Source organism: Microbacterium sp. TPD7012, from assembly GCF_003075395.1.
GTDB lineage: Bacteria > Actinomycetota > Actinomycetes > Actinomycetales > Microbacteriaceae > Microbacterium.
The window spans coordinates 138,035-153,463 of the sequence record NZ_QDFV01000003.1 but is presented as its reverse complement, the minus strand read 5'-3'; the positions used below and the strand labels follow the sequence as shown (position 1 = coordinate 153,463).

The window sequence follows — 15,429 nt, the reverse complement described above, 5'->3', positions numbered from 1 at the left end:
TTCAGGCGGGCTCCTCGTCAACCGGGATCGTGGCACCGGCCGGGTTTCCGGTGCTCTTCTCCGTGTCGATCGCCTGCTGCAGCAGCACCACGGCGGCGACCTGATCAACAATGCTACGAGACTTCTTCTGTGATCGCCCGGAGGACCGCAGCGCCGCATGGGCGGTGACGGTGCTGAGGCGCTCGTCCACCAGCCGCACCGGCGCACCGCTGCGCCGGCCGAGCGCGGCGGCGAACTCGCGCGCATCCGTCGTCGACGGCGTGTCCGCCCCCTGCATGTTTACCGGAAGTCCGACGACGAACTCCAGGAGGTCGTAGTCTCCGGCGATCTCGACGATGCGGTCGATCGAGAGGTCGTCGCGGGGAACGGTCTCCACGGGCACGGCGAGCATCCCATCGGGGTCGGATCGCGCCACACCGACCCGAGCACGGCCCACGTCGATGCCGAGGCGCACCCCGCGGCGGAACCCGCTCACGCGGCGTGCAGCTCCTGAGAGACGGACTCCAGCGCAGCGGGGAGCGCCGAAGCGTCCGTACCACCGCCCTGTGCGACGTCGTCACGACCGCCGCCTCCGCCGCCGAGCACACCCGCGGCTCGCTTGGCGAGCACACCGGCCTTGGCACCCGCGGTGCGGGCGGCATCGTTGGTCGCGACCACGACGACCGGCCGTCCGCCCACGACAGCACCGAGAGCGACGACCGCGGCCTCGGACCCGAGACGGTCGCGCACACCGAGGACGAGCTCTCGCACATCGTCGGCCGAGGCGACCTCGCCGAGCGACTGCGCGGCGATGAGGAAGGATCCGACACGCTGCGCGGCATCGGCGATGGCCGGCACCTGACCGGCGCGCTCCTTCGCCTCGTACTGCGCGATGCGCTTCTCGGCGGCCTTGAGACTTGCTGCCAGATCGGCGATCCGCTCGGGCAGCTGCTCGCGCGGCGTCTTCAGCGAGGCGGTGAGCTGCGACACGAGTGCCCGCTCCGCCGCCAGTTCACGGAACGCGTCCGCGCCGACGAGGGCTTCGATCCGACGGTTGGATGCGCCGACGGACGACTCTCCGACGACGCTGACCAGACCGATCTCCGCACTGGTGCCGACATGGGTGCCCGCGCACAGCTCACGGGACCACGGGCCGCCGATGTCGACCATGCGGACCACGTCGCCGTACTTCTCGCCGAAGAGGGCCATCGCGCCGGCCTCCTTCGCCTCGTCGAGCGAGACGATGCGCGTGGTCACCTCGAGGGCGTCCTGCACGGCGCGGTTGGTGATCTCCTCGATCTCGGAGCGCGTCTCGCCCGAGAGCGCCTGCGACCACGAGAAGTCGAAACGCATGTACCCGGCGCGGTTCAGGGAGCCGGCCTGCGTGGCCGTCGGTCCGAGGGTGTCGCGAAGGGCGGCGTGCACGAGGTGCGTCGCCGAGTGGGCCTGGCGCGCGGCACGCCGGTTCGCGGCGTCAACGACCGTCGTCGCGGCGTCATCCACGGCGACGGTGCCCCGCGTGACCTCCACGGTGTGGCTGATCAGACCGGGAACCGGACGCTGCACGTCGAGAACCTCGAGCTCGAACCCGGGGCCGACGATGGTGCCCTTGTCGGCCACCTGACCGCCCGACTCCGCGTACAGCGTCGTCTCGGCGAGCACCACCTCGGCGATCTGCCCCTCCGACGCACTGCGCACGACGGCGCCGTCGACCAGGATGCCGAGGATGCGCGACTCGACCTCGAGCGCGGTGTAGCCGTCGAAGCCGGTCTCGCCGAGCGCACGGAGATCACGGTAGACCGAGACGTCCGCGAGCTGGCGCTTGCGGTTGCGCGCGTCGGCCTTGGCCCGCTGACGCTGCTCCTGCATGAGCGAGTCGAAAGCGGCACGATCGACGTCGAGCCCTGCTTCCTCGGCGACCTCGAGCGTGAGGTCGATCGGGAAGCCGTACGTGTCGTGCAGCAGGAACGCCTCGGGGCCGCTGAGCGTCTTGCCCCCGCCCTGCTTCGTCTGATCGAGCGCGAGGTCGAGGATGGTCGATCCCGCCACGAGCGTGCGCCGGAACGTCTCCTCCTCGGCGAAGGCGGACGCGGAGAGCGTCGACCAGTCCTTCTCGAGCACCGGGTAGGCCGACTTCATCGCGTCGCGCGATGTCGCGAAGAGCTCGGGGAAGACGGGCTCGTCGACGCCGAGCAGACGCATCGCGCGCACCGTGCGCCGCATGAGGCGGCGAAGGATGTATCCGCGGCCCTCGTTCGACGGCCGCACGCCGTCGGACAGCAGCATGAGCGAGGAGCGCACGTGATCGGCGATCACGCGGAAGCGCACGTCGTCCTCATGGGACGCGCCGTAGCGGCGTCCGGACAGCTCGACCGCGCGGTCGAGCACGGGGCGCACCTGATCGGTCTCGTACATGTTGTCGACGCCCTGCTTGAGGAACGCGACGCGCTCGAGACCCATGCCGGTGTCGATGTTCTTCATCGGCAGCTCGCCGACGATGTCGAACTCGGTCTTGCTGCGGATGTTCTCGATGAAGTCCTGCATGAAGACCAGGTTCCAGATCTCCAGGAACCGGGAGTCGTCCGCGGCTGGTCCGCCGTCGTTGCCGTACGCGGGTCCGCGGTCGAAGAAGATCTCGGAGTCCGGGCCGCCGGGACCGGGCTGGCCGGTGTTCCAGTAGTTGTCGGCGCGGCCGAGCCGCTGGATGCGCTCCGGCTTCAGCCCGATGATGTCGCGCCAGATCGCCTCGGCCTCGTCATCGGTCTCGTAGACGGTGACCCAGAGGTCCTTCTCGTCGAATCCGTAGCCGCCGTCGGCCTCGGAGCTGGTGAGCAGCTCCCAGGCGTAGCGGATGGCGCCTTCCTTGAAGTAGTCGCCGAACGACCAGTTGCCGAGCATCTGGAAGAACGTGCCGTGCCGAGCGGTCCGACCGACCTCTTCGATGTCGTTGGTGCGGATGCACTTCTGCACGTCCGCGATCCGGGGGTGGGGTGCAGGCACCACGCCGGTCAGGTACGGGATCATCGGCACCATGCCGGCCACCGTGAACAGCAGGGAGGGATCGTCGCTGACCAGAGAGGCCGACGGGACGATGACGTGGTCGTTCTTCTCGAAGAAATCGAGGTAGCGCTGCGCGATCTCCGCAGTTTTCATAGAGTGCCGGGTGTCCTTGCGTGAGAATGCCGCGCCGAGGCGCAGCGAGGGTTCAGTTCTTGCCCGGCTCCGTGAGCCGTGCCTCCTGCTCGCGATAGGCATCGCCGAGGGCAGCCGTGAATCCGTTGATCCGGGCATCGACCTCGGCGAGGATGTCGTGACCCCGCGGGTCCTTGTCCATGAAATGAGCGACGACGAAGCCGCCGATCAGACCGAACACGAACCATCGCAAGCTCTTCATGTCACCATCCTTGCCTCTATCCGCGAAGGCGCGGTTTCTCCATCGTAGGCGGAAACGACAGAAGGCGTCGGGTTGCCCCGACGCCTTCTGCGAATTACTCGATCGCTGGATCAGCGAGCTGCGTAGTACTCGACGACGAGCTGCACTTCACAGGTCACGGGGACCTCGGCGCGCTTCGGACGACGGAGCAGACGAGCCTGGAGCTTGTCGAGCTCGACCTCGAGGTAGCCGGGAACGGGGGGAAGCACCTCGGCGTGACCGCCGGCTGCCGCCACCTGGAAGGGCTCGGTGCCCTCGCTCTTGGGCTTGACGTGGATGAGCTGACCCGGCTTCACGCGGAACGACGGGCGGTCGACGAGCTGGCCGTCGACGAGGATGTGACGGTGCACGACGAGCTGGCGAGCCTGCGCGGTGGTGCGGGCGAAGCCCGAACGCACGACGAGCGCGTCGAGACGCATCTCGAGGAGCTCGACCAGGTTCTCACCGGTCAGGCCGTCGTGACGACGAGCCTCGTTGAACGTGTTGCGCATCTGCTTCTCGCGGATGCCGTACTGCTCGCGCAGACGCTGCTTCTCACGCAGACGGACGGCGTAGTCGCTGTCGGCCTTGCGCTTGGTGCGGCCGTGCTCACCCGGAGCGTACGGACGCTTCTCGAGGTAGCGGGCGGCCTTCGGGGTGAGAGCGACGCCGAGGGCGCGGCTGAGACGCACCTTGCGGCGGTCCTGGGACTTCGTGGTCACGAAGCTGTCCTTCCGATGACGTGGTCGCGTCTTTCGCGACTCACGGACGTATCGTCCGCGTTCTGCCTGGGAGCGCACGCCGGGGCACCGGCCAGGTGGGGTGTGAACGAGGAGATGCCCGAAAACTCGGTTTCGAGCCGGTCAAGTCTAACAGATCGCCGGTCGGCTCGATGAAGGCAGCTCAGCGATCGCCGAGGATGCGGCGGATCCGCTCCAGGCGGGCGGCGACGTCGCGCTCGGCTCCGAGGGTCTTCGGCTCGTAGTACCGCCGGCCGTCGAGCTCGTCTGGCAGATACTGCTGCGGCACGATGCCGTACTCGCTGTCGTGCGAGTAGACGTAGCCCTTGCCGTGGCCGAGCCGCTTCGCGCCGGGGTAGTGCGCGTCGCGCAGATGCACGGGCACCCGGCCGAAGCCGCCCTTGCGGATGTCGGCGATCGCGGCGTCGATGCCGACGTACGCGGCGTTCGACTTCGCCGTCGTCGCCAGGTACACCGTCGCCTCGGCCAGCGGGATGCGCCCCTCCGGCATTCCGATGAACGCGACGGCGTCGGCGGCGGCGACCGCGATGACGAGGCCCTGCGGGTCGGCGAGACCGACATCCTCGGATGCCGAGATCACGAGGCGCCGCGCGATGAACCGCGGGTCCTCCCCCGCCTCGATCATGCGGGCGAGGTAGTGCAGCGCGGCATCCGGGTCGGAACCCCTGATCGACTTGATGAACGCGCTGATGACGTCGTAGTGCTCGTCGCCCTGACGGTCGTAGCGCAGCAGCGCCTTGTCGACGGCCTGCGAGACGTCGTCGGCGGAGACCGCCGGCGCACCACTCGCCTCGGAGTCCTTCTTCTTCCTGCCCTTCGCCGGGGCGTCGGCCGCATGCGAGAGCGCCACCGCGGCGGCGGCTTCGAGACCGGTGAGCGCACGACGGGCATCGCCGGACGCGAGTCGGATGAGCGCGGACCTCGCCTCATCGCTCAGCGCGACGGCACCGTTCAGACCGCGCGCGTCGCCGACCGCCCGGTCGACCAGCAGGCCGATGTCGTCGTCGGTGAGCGGCTGCAGCGTGAGCAGAAGCGACCGCGACAGCAGCGGGGAGATCACCGAGAAGGACGGATTCTCCGTCGTGGCCGCGATCAGGATGACCCAGCCGTTCTCGACCCCGGGGAGCAGCGCATCCTGCTGGGCCTTGGTGAACCGATGGATCTCGTCGAGGAAGAGGATCGTCGTCTGACCGTAGAGGTCGCGCTGGGTGATCGCCTCCTGCATCACCTCGCGCACGTCCTTCACGCCGGCGGTGACCGCCGAGAGCTCGACGAAGCGGCGCCCGGAGGAACGGGCGATCGCCTGAGCCAGAGTGGTCTTGCCCGTGCCGGGAGGACCCCAGAGGATGATCGACACCGCACCCGGCGACGTCGCCTCCGGGTCGGCGAGTGCCACGATCGGCGAGCCCGATCGCAGAAGATGACGCTGCCCGGCGACCTCGGAGAGGGAGACCGGGCGCATGCGCACGGCGAGAGGCGTCTGCCCGGAGAGCAGCGCGGCAGGGGACGTCATCCCACCAGGCTACTGGCGGGTCACGACACTCGGGTGACGCTCAACGCACCCCGCCGCCGACGGTAGGCTCTGAGGCGACGTGACGCACCGTCGCACGGATGGGAGATCGAGGCATGGCCGCACGCGGTTCGAGGAGCACCCGGCAGGAGCGCGTTCAGGCCGAGCGCCGCACCCGTCTGCACACCGCGCGCACGATCTGGCATCAGGGGCAGATCCGTCGCCGCACGCGCGACAACGCCATCGCGGCGATCGCCGGCTCCGTCATCGTCCTCGCCGCCATCGCGAGCCAGGTCGTGCATGCGCAGGTCACCGCTCCTGAGCCCACGCCGACGCCGACCGTCGAGCCGACGACCGCGCCGACCGAGGCGCCGGTCGAGACCCCGGTTCCGATCCCCTCGGACACCCCGGCGGAGTAGCCGGTCACGACTCCGCGTCCGGTCAGTACTCGATGACCGCGAGCCGATAACCGCGCTTCACGACGGTCTGCACGAGCTCCGCGCCGCACAGCGACTCCCGGAGCCGGGCCACGGCGACCTCGACCGCGTGGCCGTTGCGGTCGCTGCCGGGGAGGACGCGTCCGATCTCCGCACGCGAGAGCACGCGGCCGCCCGCGACGAACAGCGCCTCGATGAGGCGCGCGGCCGTGTGCGACAGCGGCACGAAGCGCTCGTCGATCAGGACTCCGCCGCTGCGCACCTCGAGGCGCCCGGCATCCGTCTCCAGCGACGGCGCACGGCCGCCGCCGAAATGCGCGATCACACAGCGGGCGAGTGATCCGAGGCGCCCGCGGTCCGCGATCGTCGTCTCCAGGTCGGCCGACAGCAGCGGTCCCGCCGTGATGGGGCCGACCGCGGCGAGGAGCAGTCTGCCGGTCGCGGCACGGCGACGGATGTCGTCGAGCACTCCCGCCTCCTCGGCGACGGCGAGCCAGGAGGCGGCTCCGGGAGCGGAGGTGAAGAGCACGGCATCCGCTTCGCCCGCGCCCGCCTGGCGGGCCGACCGGCGCACCACCTCGGGGTCGGGCGGCGGTCCCCAGCGATACACCGTCACGCTGACGACCTCGGCACCGGCCTCCGTCAGCAGCTCATCGAGCCCGTCGGATCCGGCGCCGTGGTGCTGGACCACGATCCGCTTGCCCGAGATCCCCGAGGCGAGCAGATACTCGCCGACCTCCGCGGAGGTCTCCGACTCCGCGACCCAGTCGGCGGTGAACCCTGCCTGCTGGATCGCGCCGTGCGCCTTGGGTCCGCGGGCGACGAAGTGCGCACCGCGCAGCGCCGCGCCGATGCGCTCATCGAGACCGTGCTCGTGCGCGGCATCCATCCACCCGCGGAACCCGACGCCGGTCGTGACGACGACGATGTCCGGCGGCGCGGAGATGAGCTGCTCGGTCCGGAGCATCAGCTCCGCGTCATCCGCGTTCGCGACGATGCTGAGCGCGGGAGCACGATGCACCTGTGCTCCCCTCCGCTCGAGCGCCGTCGCGAGGTCGACCGAGCGGCGGTCGGCGGCGACGATGATCGTGCAGCCGGCCAGCGCGGAGTCGAGTGTGGGTGTGTTCGTCACGCCGAGCTCTCCGCGAACTGCGACGTCGTGGGCAGCAGCAGTCCGGCGCGTGCGACGTCGCCGATCACGATCACGGCGGGATTGACCACGGCGGCCTCCTCTGCGTCGGCCACGATAGCGCCCAGGGTGCTGCGCACCGTGCGCTGTCGCGGCGTGTGCCCGTTCTCGACGACCGCGACCGGACGATCGACGGGGATGCCGTGTCGGAGCGCCGCATCGACCAGCCGAGGGAGCGCGGCCACGCCCATCAGCACGACCGTGGTCACGGACGGGTCGGCGAGCGACGACAGGGTGCTGTCGGTGAACGGCCCCTGGCCGTTCACCACGTGCAGGGCGGATGCCACGCCGCGATGCGTCACCGGGATGCCGGCCGCCTGGGGCACGGAGATCGCACTGCTCACCCCGGGTGTCACCGAGACGGGGATGCCCGCGGCCTCGCAGGCGAGCACCTCCTCGCCTCCACGACCGAGGACGAAGGGATCGCCCCCCTTCAGACGCACGACGCGCCTTCCCGCCCGCGCATGGTCGACGAGGAGTGCGTTGATCTGCGCCTGCGGCACCGGGTGATGCCCCGGACGCTTGCCGACGTCGATGACGATGACCTCAGGACCGAGCTGCGCCCGCACCTCGTCCGCCGGACCCAGCCGATCGGCGACCACCACGTCGGCCTCGGCGAGCAGACGATGGGCCCTCAGGGTCATCAGATCGGCGGGCCCCGGTCCGCCGCCGACGAGATCGACGCGCCCCACACGCGTCGATCCGCCGCTCGTCCACGATCCTGCCGTCCTCCTCCGACGGAACCGGAACATCATGCGCCGTCCTCCCCGGCGGCAGCCCCCGCGACGTCGACATGCACCCCGTCGGCCGTCACCCGGACGGGGTACACCCGCAACGACGCATCCGGCTTCCCCTGCGTCTCCAGGCACGCCCCGGTGCGCAGGTCGAACACCTGCTTGTGCAACGGCGACGCGACCGTCGGCGCCTCTCCCCTGGTCCCCACGATGCCGCGGGAGATCACGTTCGCGCCGCTGTACGGATCGAGGTTCGACACGGCGTGCACCGTGCCGTCGGCGAGCAGGAACAGCGCCAGCTGCTCGCTGCCGAGCAGCGCCGCGCGCCCGCGCTCGACCTCGAGGTCGGAGATCGCGCAGATGCGCACCAGGGTCTCCTCCGCGATCAGACCGGTCATCGTCGTACCTCCAGTGCCGTCCCGGCGATCAGGACCGCGCCCGAACGTCGCTCCTCGGCCGTCGCCGGCCTGATCTGCCCGCGCTCGGCCACGTACCCGAGGGACGGGTCAGGGGTGTCCGCCGCGTTGACGAAGGAGCGGAACCTCTCGAGCTTCTGGGGATCCTTCAGCGTCGCGGCCCACTCGTCCTCGTAGTGCTCCACGTGCAGCGCCATCGCGGCGTCGAGATCGTCGCAGATCCCGAGGCTGTCGTCGAAGATCACGGACCGGAGGCCGTCGAGTCCTCCCTCGACCTCCTCGCACCAGGGAGCCGTGCGCTGCAGCCGATCGGCCGTGCGGATGTAGTACATGAAGAACCGGTCGATCGCGCGGATCAGACCCTCGTCGTCGAGCTCCGACGCGAGCAGCTGCGCGTGCCGCGGCGTGAAGCCGCCGTTGCCGCCGACGTACATGTTCCACCCGTTCTCCGTCGCGATGATCCCTACGTCCTTCGAGCGGGCCTCCGCGCACTCCCGCGCGCATCCCGAGACACCGAGCTTCAGCTTGTGCGGTGCGCGCAGCCCGCGGTACCGCAGCTCCAGCTTCACGGCCATGCCCACCGCGTCCAGCACGCCGTAGCGGCACCAGGTCGACCCCACGCACGACTTCACCGTGCGCAGCGACTTGCCGTAGGCGTGACCGGATTCGAAGCCGGCATCCACCAGCCGCTCCCAGATCAGCGGCAGCTGCTCCAGACGCGCGCCGAACATGTCGATGCGCTGACCGCCCGTGATCTTCGTGTACAGGGCGAAGTCCTTCGCGATCTGCCCGATCGCCAACAGGCCGTCCGGCGTCACCTCGCCGCCCGGCATCCGCGGGACGACGGAGTAGGTGCCGTCCTTCTGCATGTTCGCCATCACGTGATCGTTGGTGTCCTGGAGCGTGGCGTTCTCGCCCTCGAGCACGTGTTGGCCGACGAGTCCCGACAGGATGCTGGCGATCGCGGGCTTGCAGATGTCGCAGCCGCGACCGCGTCCGAAGCGCTCGACGATCGAGCTGAACGTCGACAGCTCGGCGATCCGCACGGCGTCGAACAGCTGACGGCGCGACATGTCGAAGTGCTCGCACAGCGCGTTCGACACCGTCTGGCCGAGCTTGGTGAGCTCCTGCCCGACCACCTTCTTGACCATCAGCACGCACGAGCCGCAGGTCGCGCCCGCCTTCGTGCACCCCTTGACGGCCGCCGCATCCCGGCAGCCCTCCTCGTGCACGGCCTGGCGGATCCGCCCCGCCGAGACGTTGGAGCACGAGCACACGACGGCTTCGTCCGGGAGCTCCCCCATCGGTGCGGCGTTGCCCCCTTCCGGCAGCAGGTAGGCCGACGGATCGGCACCGAGCCTGGCACCCACGAGCGGCCGCAGCGAGCCGTAGGCGCTCGCGTCGCCGACGAGGATGCCGCCGAGCAGCGTCTGCGCGTCGTCCGAGAGCACGAGCTTCTTGTAGACGCCCGCCACGGGATCGGCGTAGACGACGTCGAGCGCGTCGGGGGTACGGGCGAGCGCATCGCCGAAGCTCGCCACGTCGACACCCGAGAGCTTGAGCTTGGCGGATTCGTCGTAGCCGGGGAAGCCTGCGTCTCCTCCGAGCAGCCGGGTGGCCGCGACCTCCGCCATCGCGTACCCCGGAGCCACGAGGCCGACGCATCGGTCGTCGAAGTTGGCGACCTCGCCGATCGCGAGGATGTTCGGGTCGGACGTCGAGCACCGCTCGTCGATCAGCACACCGCCCCGCGGGTGCACCTCCAGCTCGGCGTTTCGCGCCAACTCGTCCCGCGGGCGCACGCCGACCGTGAACACGACGACATCGGCCCGCTGGAACGAGCCGTCCTGGAACTCCAGTGCCGTGACCGCCCCGGACTCGTCCGGGTCGAGCCTCGTCGTCCGTGCCTGCGTGCGCACCGTGATGCCGCGGGCCTCGAGCAGACGCTTCAGCATGCCGCCACCGGCCTGATCGAGCTGCGCCGACATCAGGCGGTCCGAGTACTGCACGACCGTGGTGTCGACGTCCAGCCCCTGGAGCGCACCCGCCGCCTCCAGGCCCAGCAGGCCGCCGCCGATGACCGCGCCGCGCAGAGGGCGGCCGAGCGCGCTCGCCCGCCGGGAGACGAAGTCCCGGAGCGCCTGCACGTCGTCGAGCGTGCGGTAGACGAAGCAGCCGGGGAGATCGGCGCCGTCCACGGCCACCCTGGCGGCGTAGGAGCCGGTGGCGAGCACGAGCGTGTCGTAGTCGTAGTTGCGACGCGAGCGCGTGCGCACCGAGCGGGCGGAGCGATCGATGCGCAGGACGCGATCGTTCTGGATCAGACGCACCCGCGCGTCGCGGAAGACCGAGCGGTCGAGTTCGAGGTCGTCCGGGGTGGCGCCCGAGAAGAAGCTCGTCAGCCCCACGCGGTCGTATGGCCCGCGCCCCTCGTCGCCGATGACGGTGACACGCACATCCGCGTCGGCGCGGCTGAGCAGGCTCTCCACGAATCGATGCGCCACCATGCCCGCTCCGACGACCAGGATCTCGTGCGGCGTGGATGCGGTGTCGTTCATGGGGCTCCTGTCGACCGGGGGAACTGTCGTGCTGGCGACGATAGGAGCGCCGTGTTTCTCGGAGAGGACGCTGCATGTTTCACCCGTCGAACGATCTCCTCACAGATCGGTAACGATGATGTGAGAACGGCGGGCCTCACCGGCAACCCGCGGGCGTACTAGGCTGAGCCTCGTCCTTTCCGCCTCCCGCGGCCTTACCGCGCAAGGAGAATCACCGTGTCTGCCACCGAGCCGTCGAAGCCGACTCCCCCCGTTCCCGCACCCCCCGCCGTGCCGATGCCCCGGAAGGCGCCGACACCGGCCGTCGTGCCGCCGGTCGCTCCGGCCCCGGCATCCTCGTCGTCGTCCGCCGAATGGGGCCGCGTGTCCGAAGACGGCACCGTCGAGGTGCGCGAGGGCGACGCCTGGCGCGTGGTGGGCCAGTACCCCGACGGGACCCCCGACGAAGCGCTCGCCTACTTCGTGCGCAAGTTCGACGACATCGCCTTCAAGGTGCACGCGCTCGAGCAGCGTCAGCAGTCGGGCGGGGCGTCCGCGAGCGATCTCGCCAAGCAGGCCGGTCACCTCATCGACGAGGCGACGGATGCCGCCGCCGTCGGAGACCTCGCCGGTCTGCGCGACCGTCTGAACGCCCTCACCGCATCGCTCTCCGAGGCCACGGAGCAGGAGGCGCAGCAGGCGAAGGAGCTCGTCGACAAGGCGATCGCCGAGCGGACCGTCCTCGTCGAGCGCGCCGAGGCGATCGCCGGGCGCGACCTCAGCAAGGTCCAGTGGAAGCAGGTCACGGCCGAGCTCGGCGAGCTGTTCGACGCCTGGCAGGCGCAGCAGCAGACCGGCCCTCGCCTGTCGAAGGGCATCTCGCAGCAGCTCTGGAAGCGATTCCGCGATGCTCGCGCCGTCGTCGACAAGCAGCGACGCGCCTTCTACTCCGAGCTCGACGACACCCACAAGGTCGCTCGAGACGCGAAGTCCCGTCTGGTGGAGCGCGCAGAGGCTCTCGCCCCGCGCGGCACCGACGGCATCCCCGCCTACCGCAACCTGCTCGACGAGTGGAAGGCAGCCGGCCGTGCCGGGCGCAAGGCCGACGACGCGCTCTGGGCGAAGTTCAAGGCGGCAGGAGACGCCCTCTACGCCGCTCGCGCCGAGCAGGCCGCCGCCGAGGAGGCCGAGTCCGGCCCGAAGATCGAGGCCCGTCAGGCCCTGCTCGAAGAGGCCAAGGCCGTCGCCGACGAGTCGAACATCAAGCGCGCCCGCGCGCTGCTCACCCGCATCCAGCAGCAGTGGGACGAGATCGGACGCGTCTTCCCCCGGGAGAAGGAGCGCGCTCTGGACGACCGCCTCCGCGTCATCGAGCAGGCTCTGAAGGCGCGCGAAGAGGTCGACTGGAAGAAGAACAACCCCGAGACCAAGGCCCGCGCCAATGACATGAGCTCGCAGCTGCTCGAGGCGATCGAGAAGCTCGAGGCCGAGCTCGCGGCGGCGGAGAAGGCCGGCGACAAGAAGGCGGCGAAGGCTGCCGCCGATGCGCTCGAGGCTCGACGCACCTGGCTCAGCGCACTGGGCGGCTGACCCGGTTCTCCACAGGTCGACCGCGATCGCTCGCACGCGGGGTGCATCACGCCACACTGGCGTGATGCACCCCGCGTTCCTGTATGTGCCCGGCGCCCGCCTGAGCCAGGCGGAGCTGAGTGCCGCCCGCATCGACGGGCACGTGTTCGAGATCGGCGAGGCCTATGCGCCGGCCGACCTGGTCGAGACAGCCGATCTCCGCGCGGCATCCGTCGCCGTCTTCGTGCATCCGGGAACAGCGGCGTCGGGACCGACGGCGGCGTGGATCCACGGCGCCGGTGATGCGGCCCCGTCGGTCCACCACGTCAAGCGCGCGGTGGACCGACGCCTTCGTCCGCGCACGAGCGCGCGCCTCGTCTTCCACGACACGGTGCTGCCCGCACCCGACATGCAGCTGATCGGCGGGATCGCCGTCTCGACGCCCGCGCGCACGATGCTCGATCTCGCCACCGCCCTGCACAGGGATCCCCGGATGCAGGCGTGGATGGAGCGCCTGGCGCTGCTCCGCCCCGGACTCCCCGCGGAGACGGCACCCGTGCTCCGCTCCCTCCGACGCGTGCCGGGGAGCCGCGTGGGTCTCGCGGCGCTGGAGCGTCTGGACCTCAGGACGAGGTGACGCGGTACACGTCGTAGACCGCGTCGATCCTCCGCACCGCGTTCAGCACGCGATCGAGGTGCACGGCATCGCCCATCTCGAACACGAACCGGCTCAGCGCGAGGCGCTCGTCGTTGGTCGTGACCGTCGCCGACAGGATGTTGACGTGGTGCTCGCTGAGCACCCTCGTCACGTCGGAGAGCAGACCGGAGCGATCCAGCGCCTCGACCTGGATCTGCACGCGGAACACGCTCTTCGTCGTCGGCGCCCAGGAGACGTCGACGAAGCGGTCCTGCTCGGCGCTCAGCGCCTTGACGTTGACGCAGTCCGCACGGTGCACCGAGACGCCGCTGCCGCGCGTCACGAAGCCGACGATCGCATCGCCCGGAACCGGGGTGCAGCACTTCGCGAGCTTGACCAGGATGTCGGCGGCTCCGCGGACCAGGACGCCCGAGTCGCCCGAACGCGGTTCGCGGGTGGGGACGCTCCCGGGAAGGTCGATGGTGCCGGTCGCCGGGTCGCTCGCCGCGACGAGCGCGGTGACCTTCTCGAGGACGGACTGCGTCGAGACGTGTCCCTCACCGACGGCGGCGTACAGGGCAGAGACGTCTTCGTAGTGCAGCTGGTGGGCGACCTCCGCGAAGGAATCCTGGCTCATCAGCTTCTGCAGCGGCAGGTTCTGCCGGCGCATCGCCCGAGCGATCGCCTCCTTGCCCTGTTCGATCGCCTCTTCGCGACGCTCCTTCGTGAACCAGCCGCGGATCTTGTTCCGTGCGCGGGTGCTCGCCACGAATCCGAGCCAGTCCTGACTGGGGCCGGCATCCGGGTTCTTCGAGGTGAACACCTCGACCACGTCGCCGCTCTTCAGCTCGGACTCCAGCGGCACGAGGCGTCCGTTGACCTTCGCGCCCATCGTGCGATGGCCGATCTCGGTGTGCACGGCGTACGCGAAGTCCACGGGTGTCGCACCGGACGGCAGACCGATCACACGCCCCTTCGGCGTGAAGACGTAGACCTCCTTGGCGCCGATCTCGAAGCGCAGAGAGTCGAGGAACTCACCCGGGTCGGCCGTCTCGGCCTGCCAGTCGGAGATGTGGGCGAGCCAGGCCATGTCGGTGTCGGAGGCGCGGACCTCGGTCTTGCCGCCGCCGTTCATCCGCTCCTTGTACATCCAGTGCGCGGCGACACCATACTCCGCCTGCTGGTGCATCTCGTGCGTGCGGATCTGGATCTCGACCGTGCGACCCGCTGGCCCGATCACCGTGGTGTGGAGCGACTGATACAGGTTGAACTTCGGCGTCGCGATGTAGTCCTTGAACCGGCCGGGCAGCGGCGTCCACCGGGCGTGGATCGCACCGAGCACCGCGTAGCAGTCACGGACCGAGGCGACGAGCACCCGGATCCCGATCAGGTCGTAGATGTCGTCGAACTCGCGACCCCGGATCACCATCTTCTGGTAGACGGAGTACAGCTGCTTCGGGCGTCCGACGACCTTGCCGCGGATGCGGAGATCGCGCAGATCCTCGTCGATCTCCTCGACGACCTGGCCGAGGTACTTCTCCCGCTGCGGCGTGCGCTGCGCGATGAGACTGTGGATCTCGTTGTAGATCTTCGGGTGCAGCACCGCGAACGAGAGGTCCTCGAGCTCGGACTTGATGGCCTGGATGCCGAGTCGGTTGGCCAGCGGCGCGTAGATCTCGAGCGTCTCCTTGGCCTTCTTCGCCGCCTTCTCCGGCGGGACGAAACCCCAGGTGCGCGCGTTGTGCAGGCGGTCGGCGAGCTTGATCAGGAGCACGCGGATGTCCTTCGACATCGCGACGATCATCTTGCGGACGGTCTCGGCCTGAGCGCTCTCGCCGTACTTGACCTTGTCGAGCTTGGTGACGCCGTCGACCAGCATCGCGACCTCGTCGCCGAACTCGGCCGTGAGATCGGTCAGCGCGTAGCCCGTGTCCTCGACCGTGTCGTGCAGCAGGGCTGCGGCGATCGCCCGCGGGCCCAGCCCCAGTTCGGCGAGGATCTGCGCGACCGCGAGCGGATGCGTGATGTACGGCTCGCCGCTCTGACGCTTCTGGCCCTCGTGCTTCTCCTTGGCGACCGCGTAGGCGCGCTCGATGACCGGGAAGTCACCTCGGGGGTGGTTGGCACGGACGGTGCGGATCAGGTTGTCGAGGTCGTTGATCCTGGACGCGCGCGAGAAGATGCGGGGCACCAGTCGTCGCAGACTGGATCCCTGCGACGACGTCTGCGGCTCCGCCATCCATTCACC

Annotated in this window: 13 protein-coding genes; 3 read left to right on the top strand and 10 right to left on the bottom strand. The window is 69.8% G+C overall.

Annotated elements, in window-relative coordinates:
* Position 1: 1 nt before the first annotated feature.
* The 5 genes from ruvX to DC434_RS08775 all read right to left on the bottom strand — a co-directional run bounded on the left by ruvX (position 2) and on the right by DC434_RS08775 (position 5,665).
* Entirely contained in the window at positions 2-475 is a 474-nt protein-coding gene (ruvX, locus tag DC434_RS08795) for a Holliday junction resolvase RuvX (protein WP_116634921.1), read from the bottom strand.
* Positions 472-3,132 (bottom strand): alanine--tRNA ligase, encoded by a 2,661-nt coding sequence (gene alaS, locus DC434_RS08790; protein WP_116634920.1) that lies wholly within the window; start codon positions 3,130-3,132, stop codon positions 472-474. Before alaS ends, ruvX begins: the two co-directional genes overlap by 4 nt.
* 52 nt (positions 3,133-3,184) lie before the next feature.
* Complete coding sequence (locus DC434_RS08785) at positions 3,185-3,373, bottom strand: hypothetical protein (RefSeq protein ID WP_116634919.1); 189 nt, start codon at positions 3,371-3,373, stop codon at positions 3,185-3,187.
* Between the two features lie 110 nt (positions 3,374-3,483).
* The gene (rpsD, locus tag DC434_RS08780) at positions 3,484-4,113 is read right to left on the bottom strand and encodes a 30S ribosomal protein S4 (protein ID WP_116634918.1); all 630 of its coding nucleotides are present in this window, start codon (positions 4,111-4,113) and stop codon (positions 3,484-3,486) included.
* Positions 4,114-4,294: 181 nt separating this feature from the next.
* Positions 4,295-5,665 (bottom strand): replication-associated recombination protein A, encoded by a 1,371-nt coding sequence (locus DC434_RS08775; RefSeq protein ID WP_116634917.1) that lies wholly within the window; start codon positions 5,663-5,665, stop codon positions 4,295-4,297.
* Positions 5,666-5,778: 113 nt separating this feature from the next.
* Between DC434_RS08775 and DC434_RS08770 the strand changes: the two genes are divergently transcribed.
* Positions 5,779-6,081, top strand: coding sequence for a hypothetical protein (locus DC434_RS08770; RefSeq protein WP_243408872.1), 303 nt, complete (start codon positions 5,779-5,781; stop codon positions 6,079-6,081).
* A 22-nt stretch (positions 6,082-6,103) separates the two neighbouring features.
* On the opposite strand, the gene DC434_RS08765 is transcribed toward DC434_RS08770, so the two are convergent.
* The 4 genes from DC434_RS08765 to nirB are packed head-to-tail and all read right to left on the bottom strand — an operon-like array spanning position 6,104 to position 10,996.
* Positions 6,104-7,231 (bottom strand): uroporphyrinogen-III synthase, encoded by a 1,128-nt coding sequence (locus DC434_RS08765; RefSeq protein WP_116634915.1) that lies wholly within the window; start codon positions 7,229-7,231, stop codon positions 6,104-6,106.
* Entirely contained in the window at positions 7,228-8,043 is an 816-nt protein-coding gene (gene cobA, locus DC434_RS08760) for a uroporphyrinogen-III C-methyltransferase (protein WP_116634914.1), read from the bottom strand. Before cobA ends, DC434_RS08765 begins: the two co-directional genes overlap by 4 nt.
* Entirely contained in the window at positions 8,040-8,420 is a 381-nt protein-coding gene (gene nirD, locus DC434_RS08755) for a nitrite reductase small subunit NirD (RefSeq protein WP_116634913.1), read from the bottom strand. Before nirD ends, cobA begins: the two co-directional genes overlap by 4 nt.
* A complete protein-coding gene (gene nirB / locus DC434_RS08750) occupies positions 8,417-10,996 on the bottom strand; it encodes a nitrite reductase large subunit NirB (protein ID WP_207769939.1) in 2,580 nt (859 codons plus the stop codon). The genes nirD and nirB overlap by 4 nt, the downstream gene beginning before the upstream one ends.
* 216 nt (positions 10,997-11,212) lie before the next feature.
* Between nirB and DC434_RS08745 the strand changes: the two genes are divergently transcribed.
* On the top strand, positions 11,213-12,565 hold the full coding sequence (locus tag DC434_RS08745) for a DUF349 domain-containing protein (RefSeq protein ID WP_207769938.1): 1,353 nt from the start codon (positions 11,213-11,215) through the stop codon (positions 12,563-12,565).
* Positions 12,566-12,629: 64 nt separating this feature from the next.
* The gene (locus DC434_RS08740) at positions 12,630-13,181 is read left to right on the top strand and encodes a type IV toxin-antitoxin system AbiEi family antitoxin (RefSeq protein WP_165808038.1); all 552 of its coding nucleotides are present in this window, start codon (positions 12,630-12,632) and stop codon (positions 13,179-13,181) included.
* On the opposite strand, the gene DC434_RS08735 is transcribed toward DC434_RS08740, so the two are convergent.
* Complete coding sequence (locus DC434_RS08735; protein ID WP_116634911.1) at positions 13,168-15,420, bottom strand: bifunctional (p)ppGpp synthetase/guanosine-3',5'-bis(diphosphate) 3'-pyrophosphohydrolase; 2,253 nt, start codon at positions 15,418-15,420, stop codon at positions 13,168-13,170. The two genes, DC434_RS08740 and DC434_RS08735, sit on opposite strands and share 14 nt — an antisense overlap.
* Positions 15,421-15,429 lie beyond the last annotated feature (9 nt).

Excerpts from the sequence above, each read along its gene's own strand:
- DC434_RS08740 (WP_165808038.1), top strand. The coding sequence starts at position 12,630 with ATGCACCCCGCGTTCCTGTATGTGCCCGGCGCCCGCCTGAGCCAGGCG.
- DC434_RS08785 (WP_116634919.1), bottom strand. The coding sequence starts at position 3,373 with ATGAAGAGCTTGCGATGGTTCGTGTTCGGTCTGATCGGCGGCTTCGTC.
- nirB (WP_207769939.1), bottom strand. The coding sequence starts at position 10,996 with ATGAACGACACCGCATCCACGCCGCACGAGATCCTGGTCGTCGGAGCG.
- DC434_RS08735 (WP_116634911.1), bottom strand. The coding sequence starts at position 15,420 with ATGGCGGAGCCGCAGACGTCGTCGCAGGGATCCAGTCTGCGACGACTG.
- DC434_RS08775 (WP_116634917.1), bottom strand. The coding sequence starts at position 5,665 with ATGACGTCCCCTGCCGCGCTGCTCTCCGGGCAGACGCCTCTCGCCGTG.
- alaS (WP_116634920.1), bottom strand. The coding sequence starts at position 3,132 with ATGAAAACTGCGGAGATCGCGCAGCGCTACCTCGATTTCTTCGAGAAG.
- nirD (WP_116634913.1), bottom strand. The coding sequence starts at position 8,420 with ATGACCGGTCTGATCGCGGAGGAGACCCTGGTGCGCATCTGCGCGATC.
- cobA (WP_116634914.1), bottom strand. The coding sequence starts at position 8,043 with ATGATGTTCCGGTTCCGTCGGAGGAGGACGGCAGGATCGTGGACGAGC.
- DC434_RS08770 (WP_243408872.1), top strand. The coding sequence starts at position 5,779 with ATGGCCGCACGCGGTTCGAGGAGCACCCGGCAGGAGCGCGTTCAGGCC.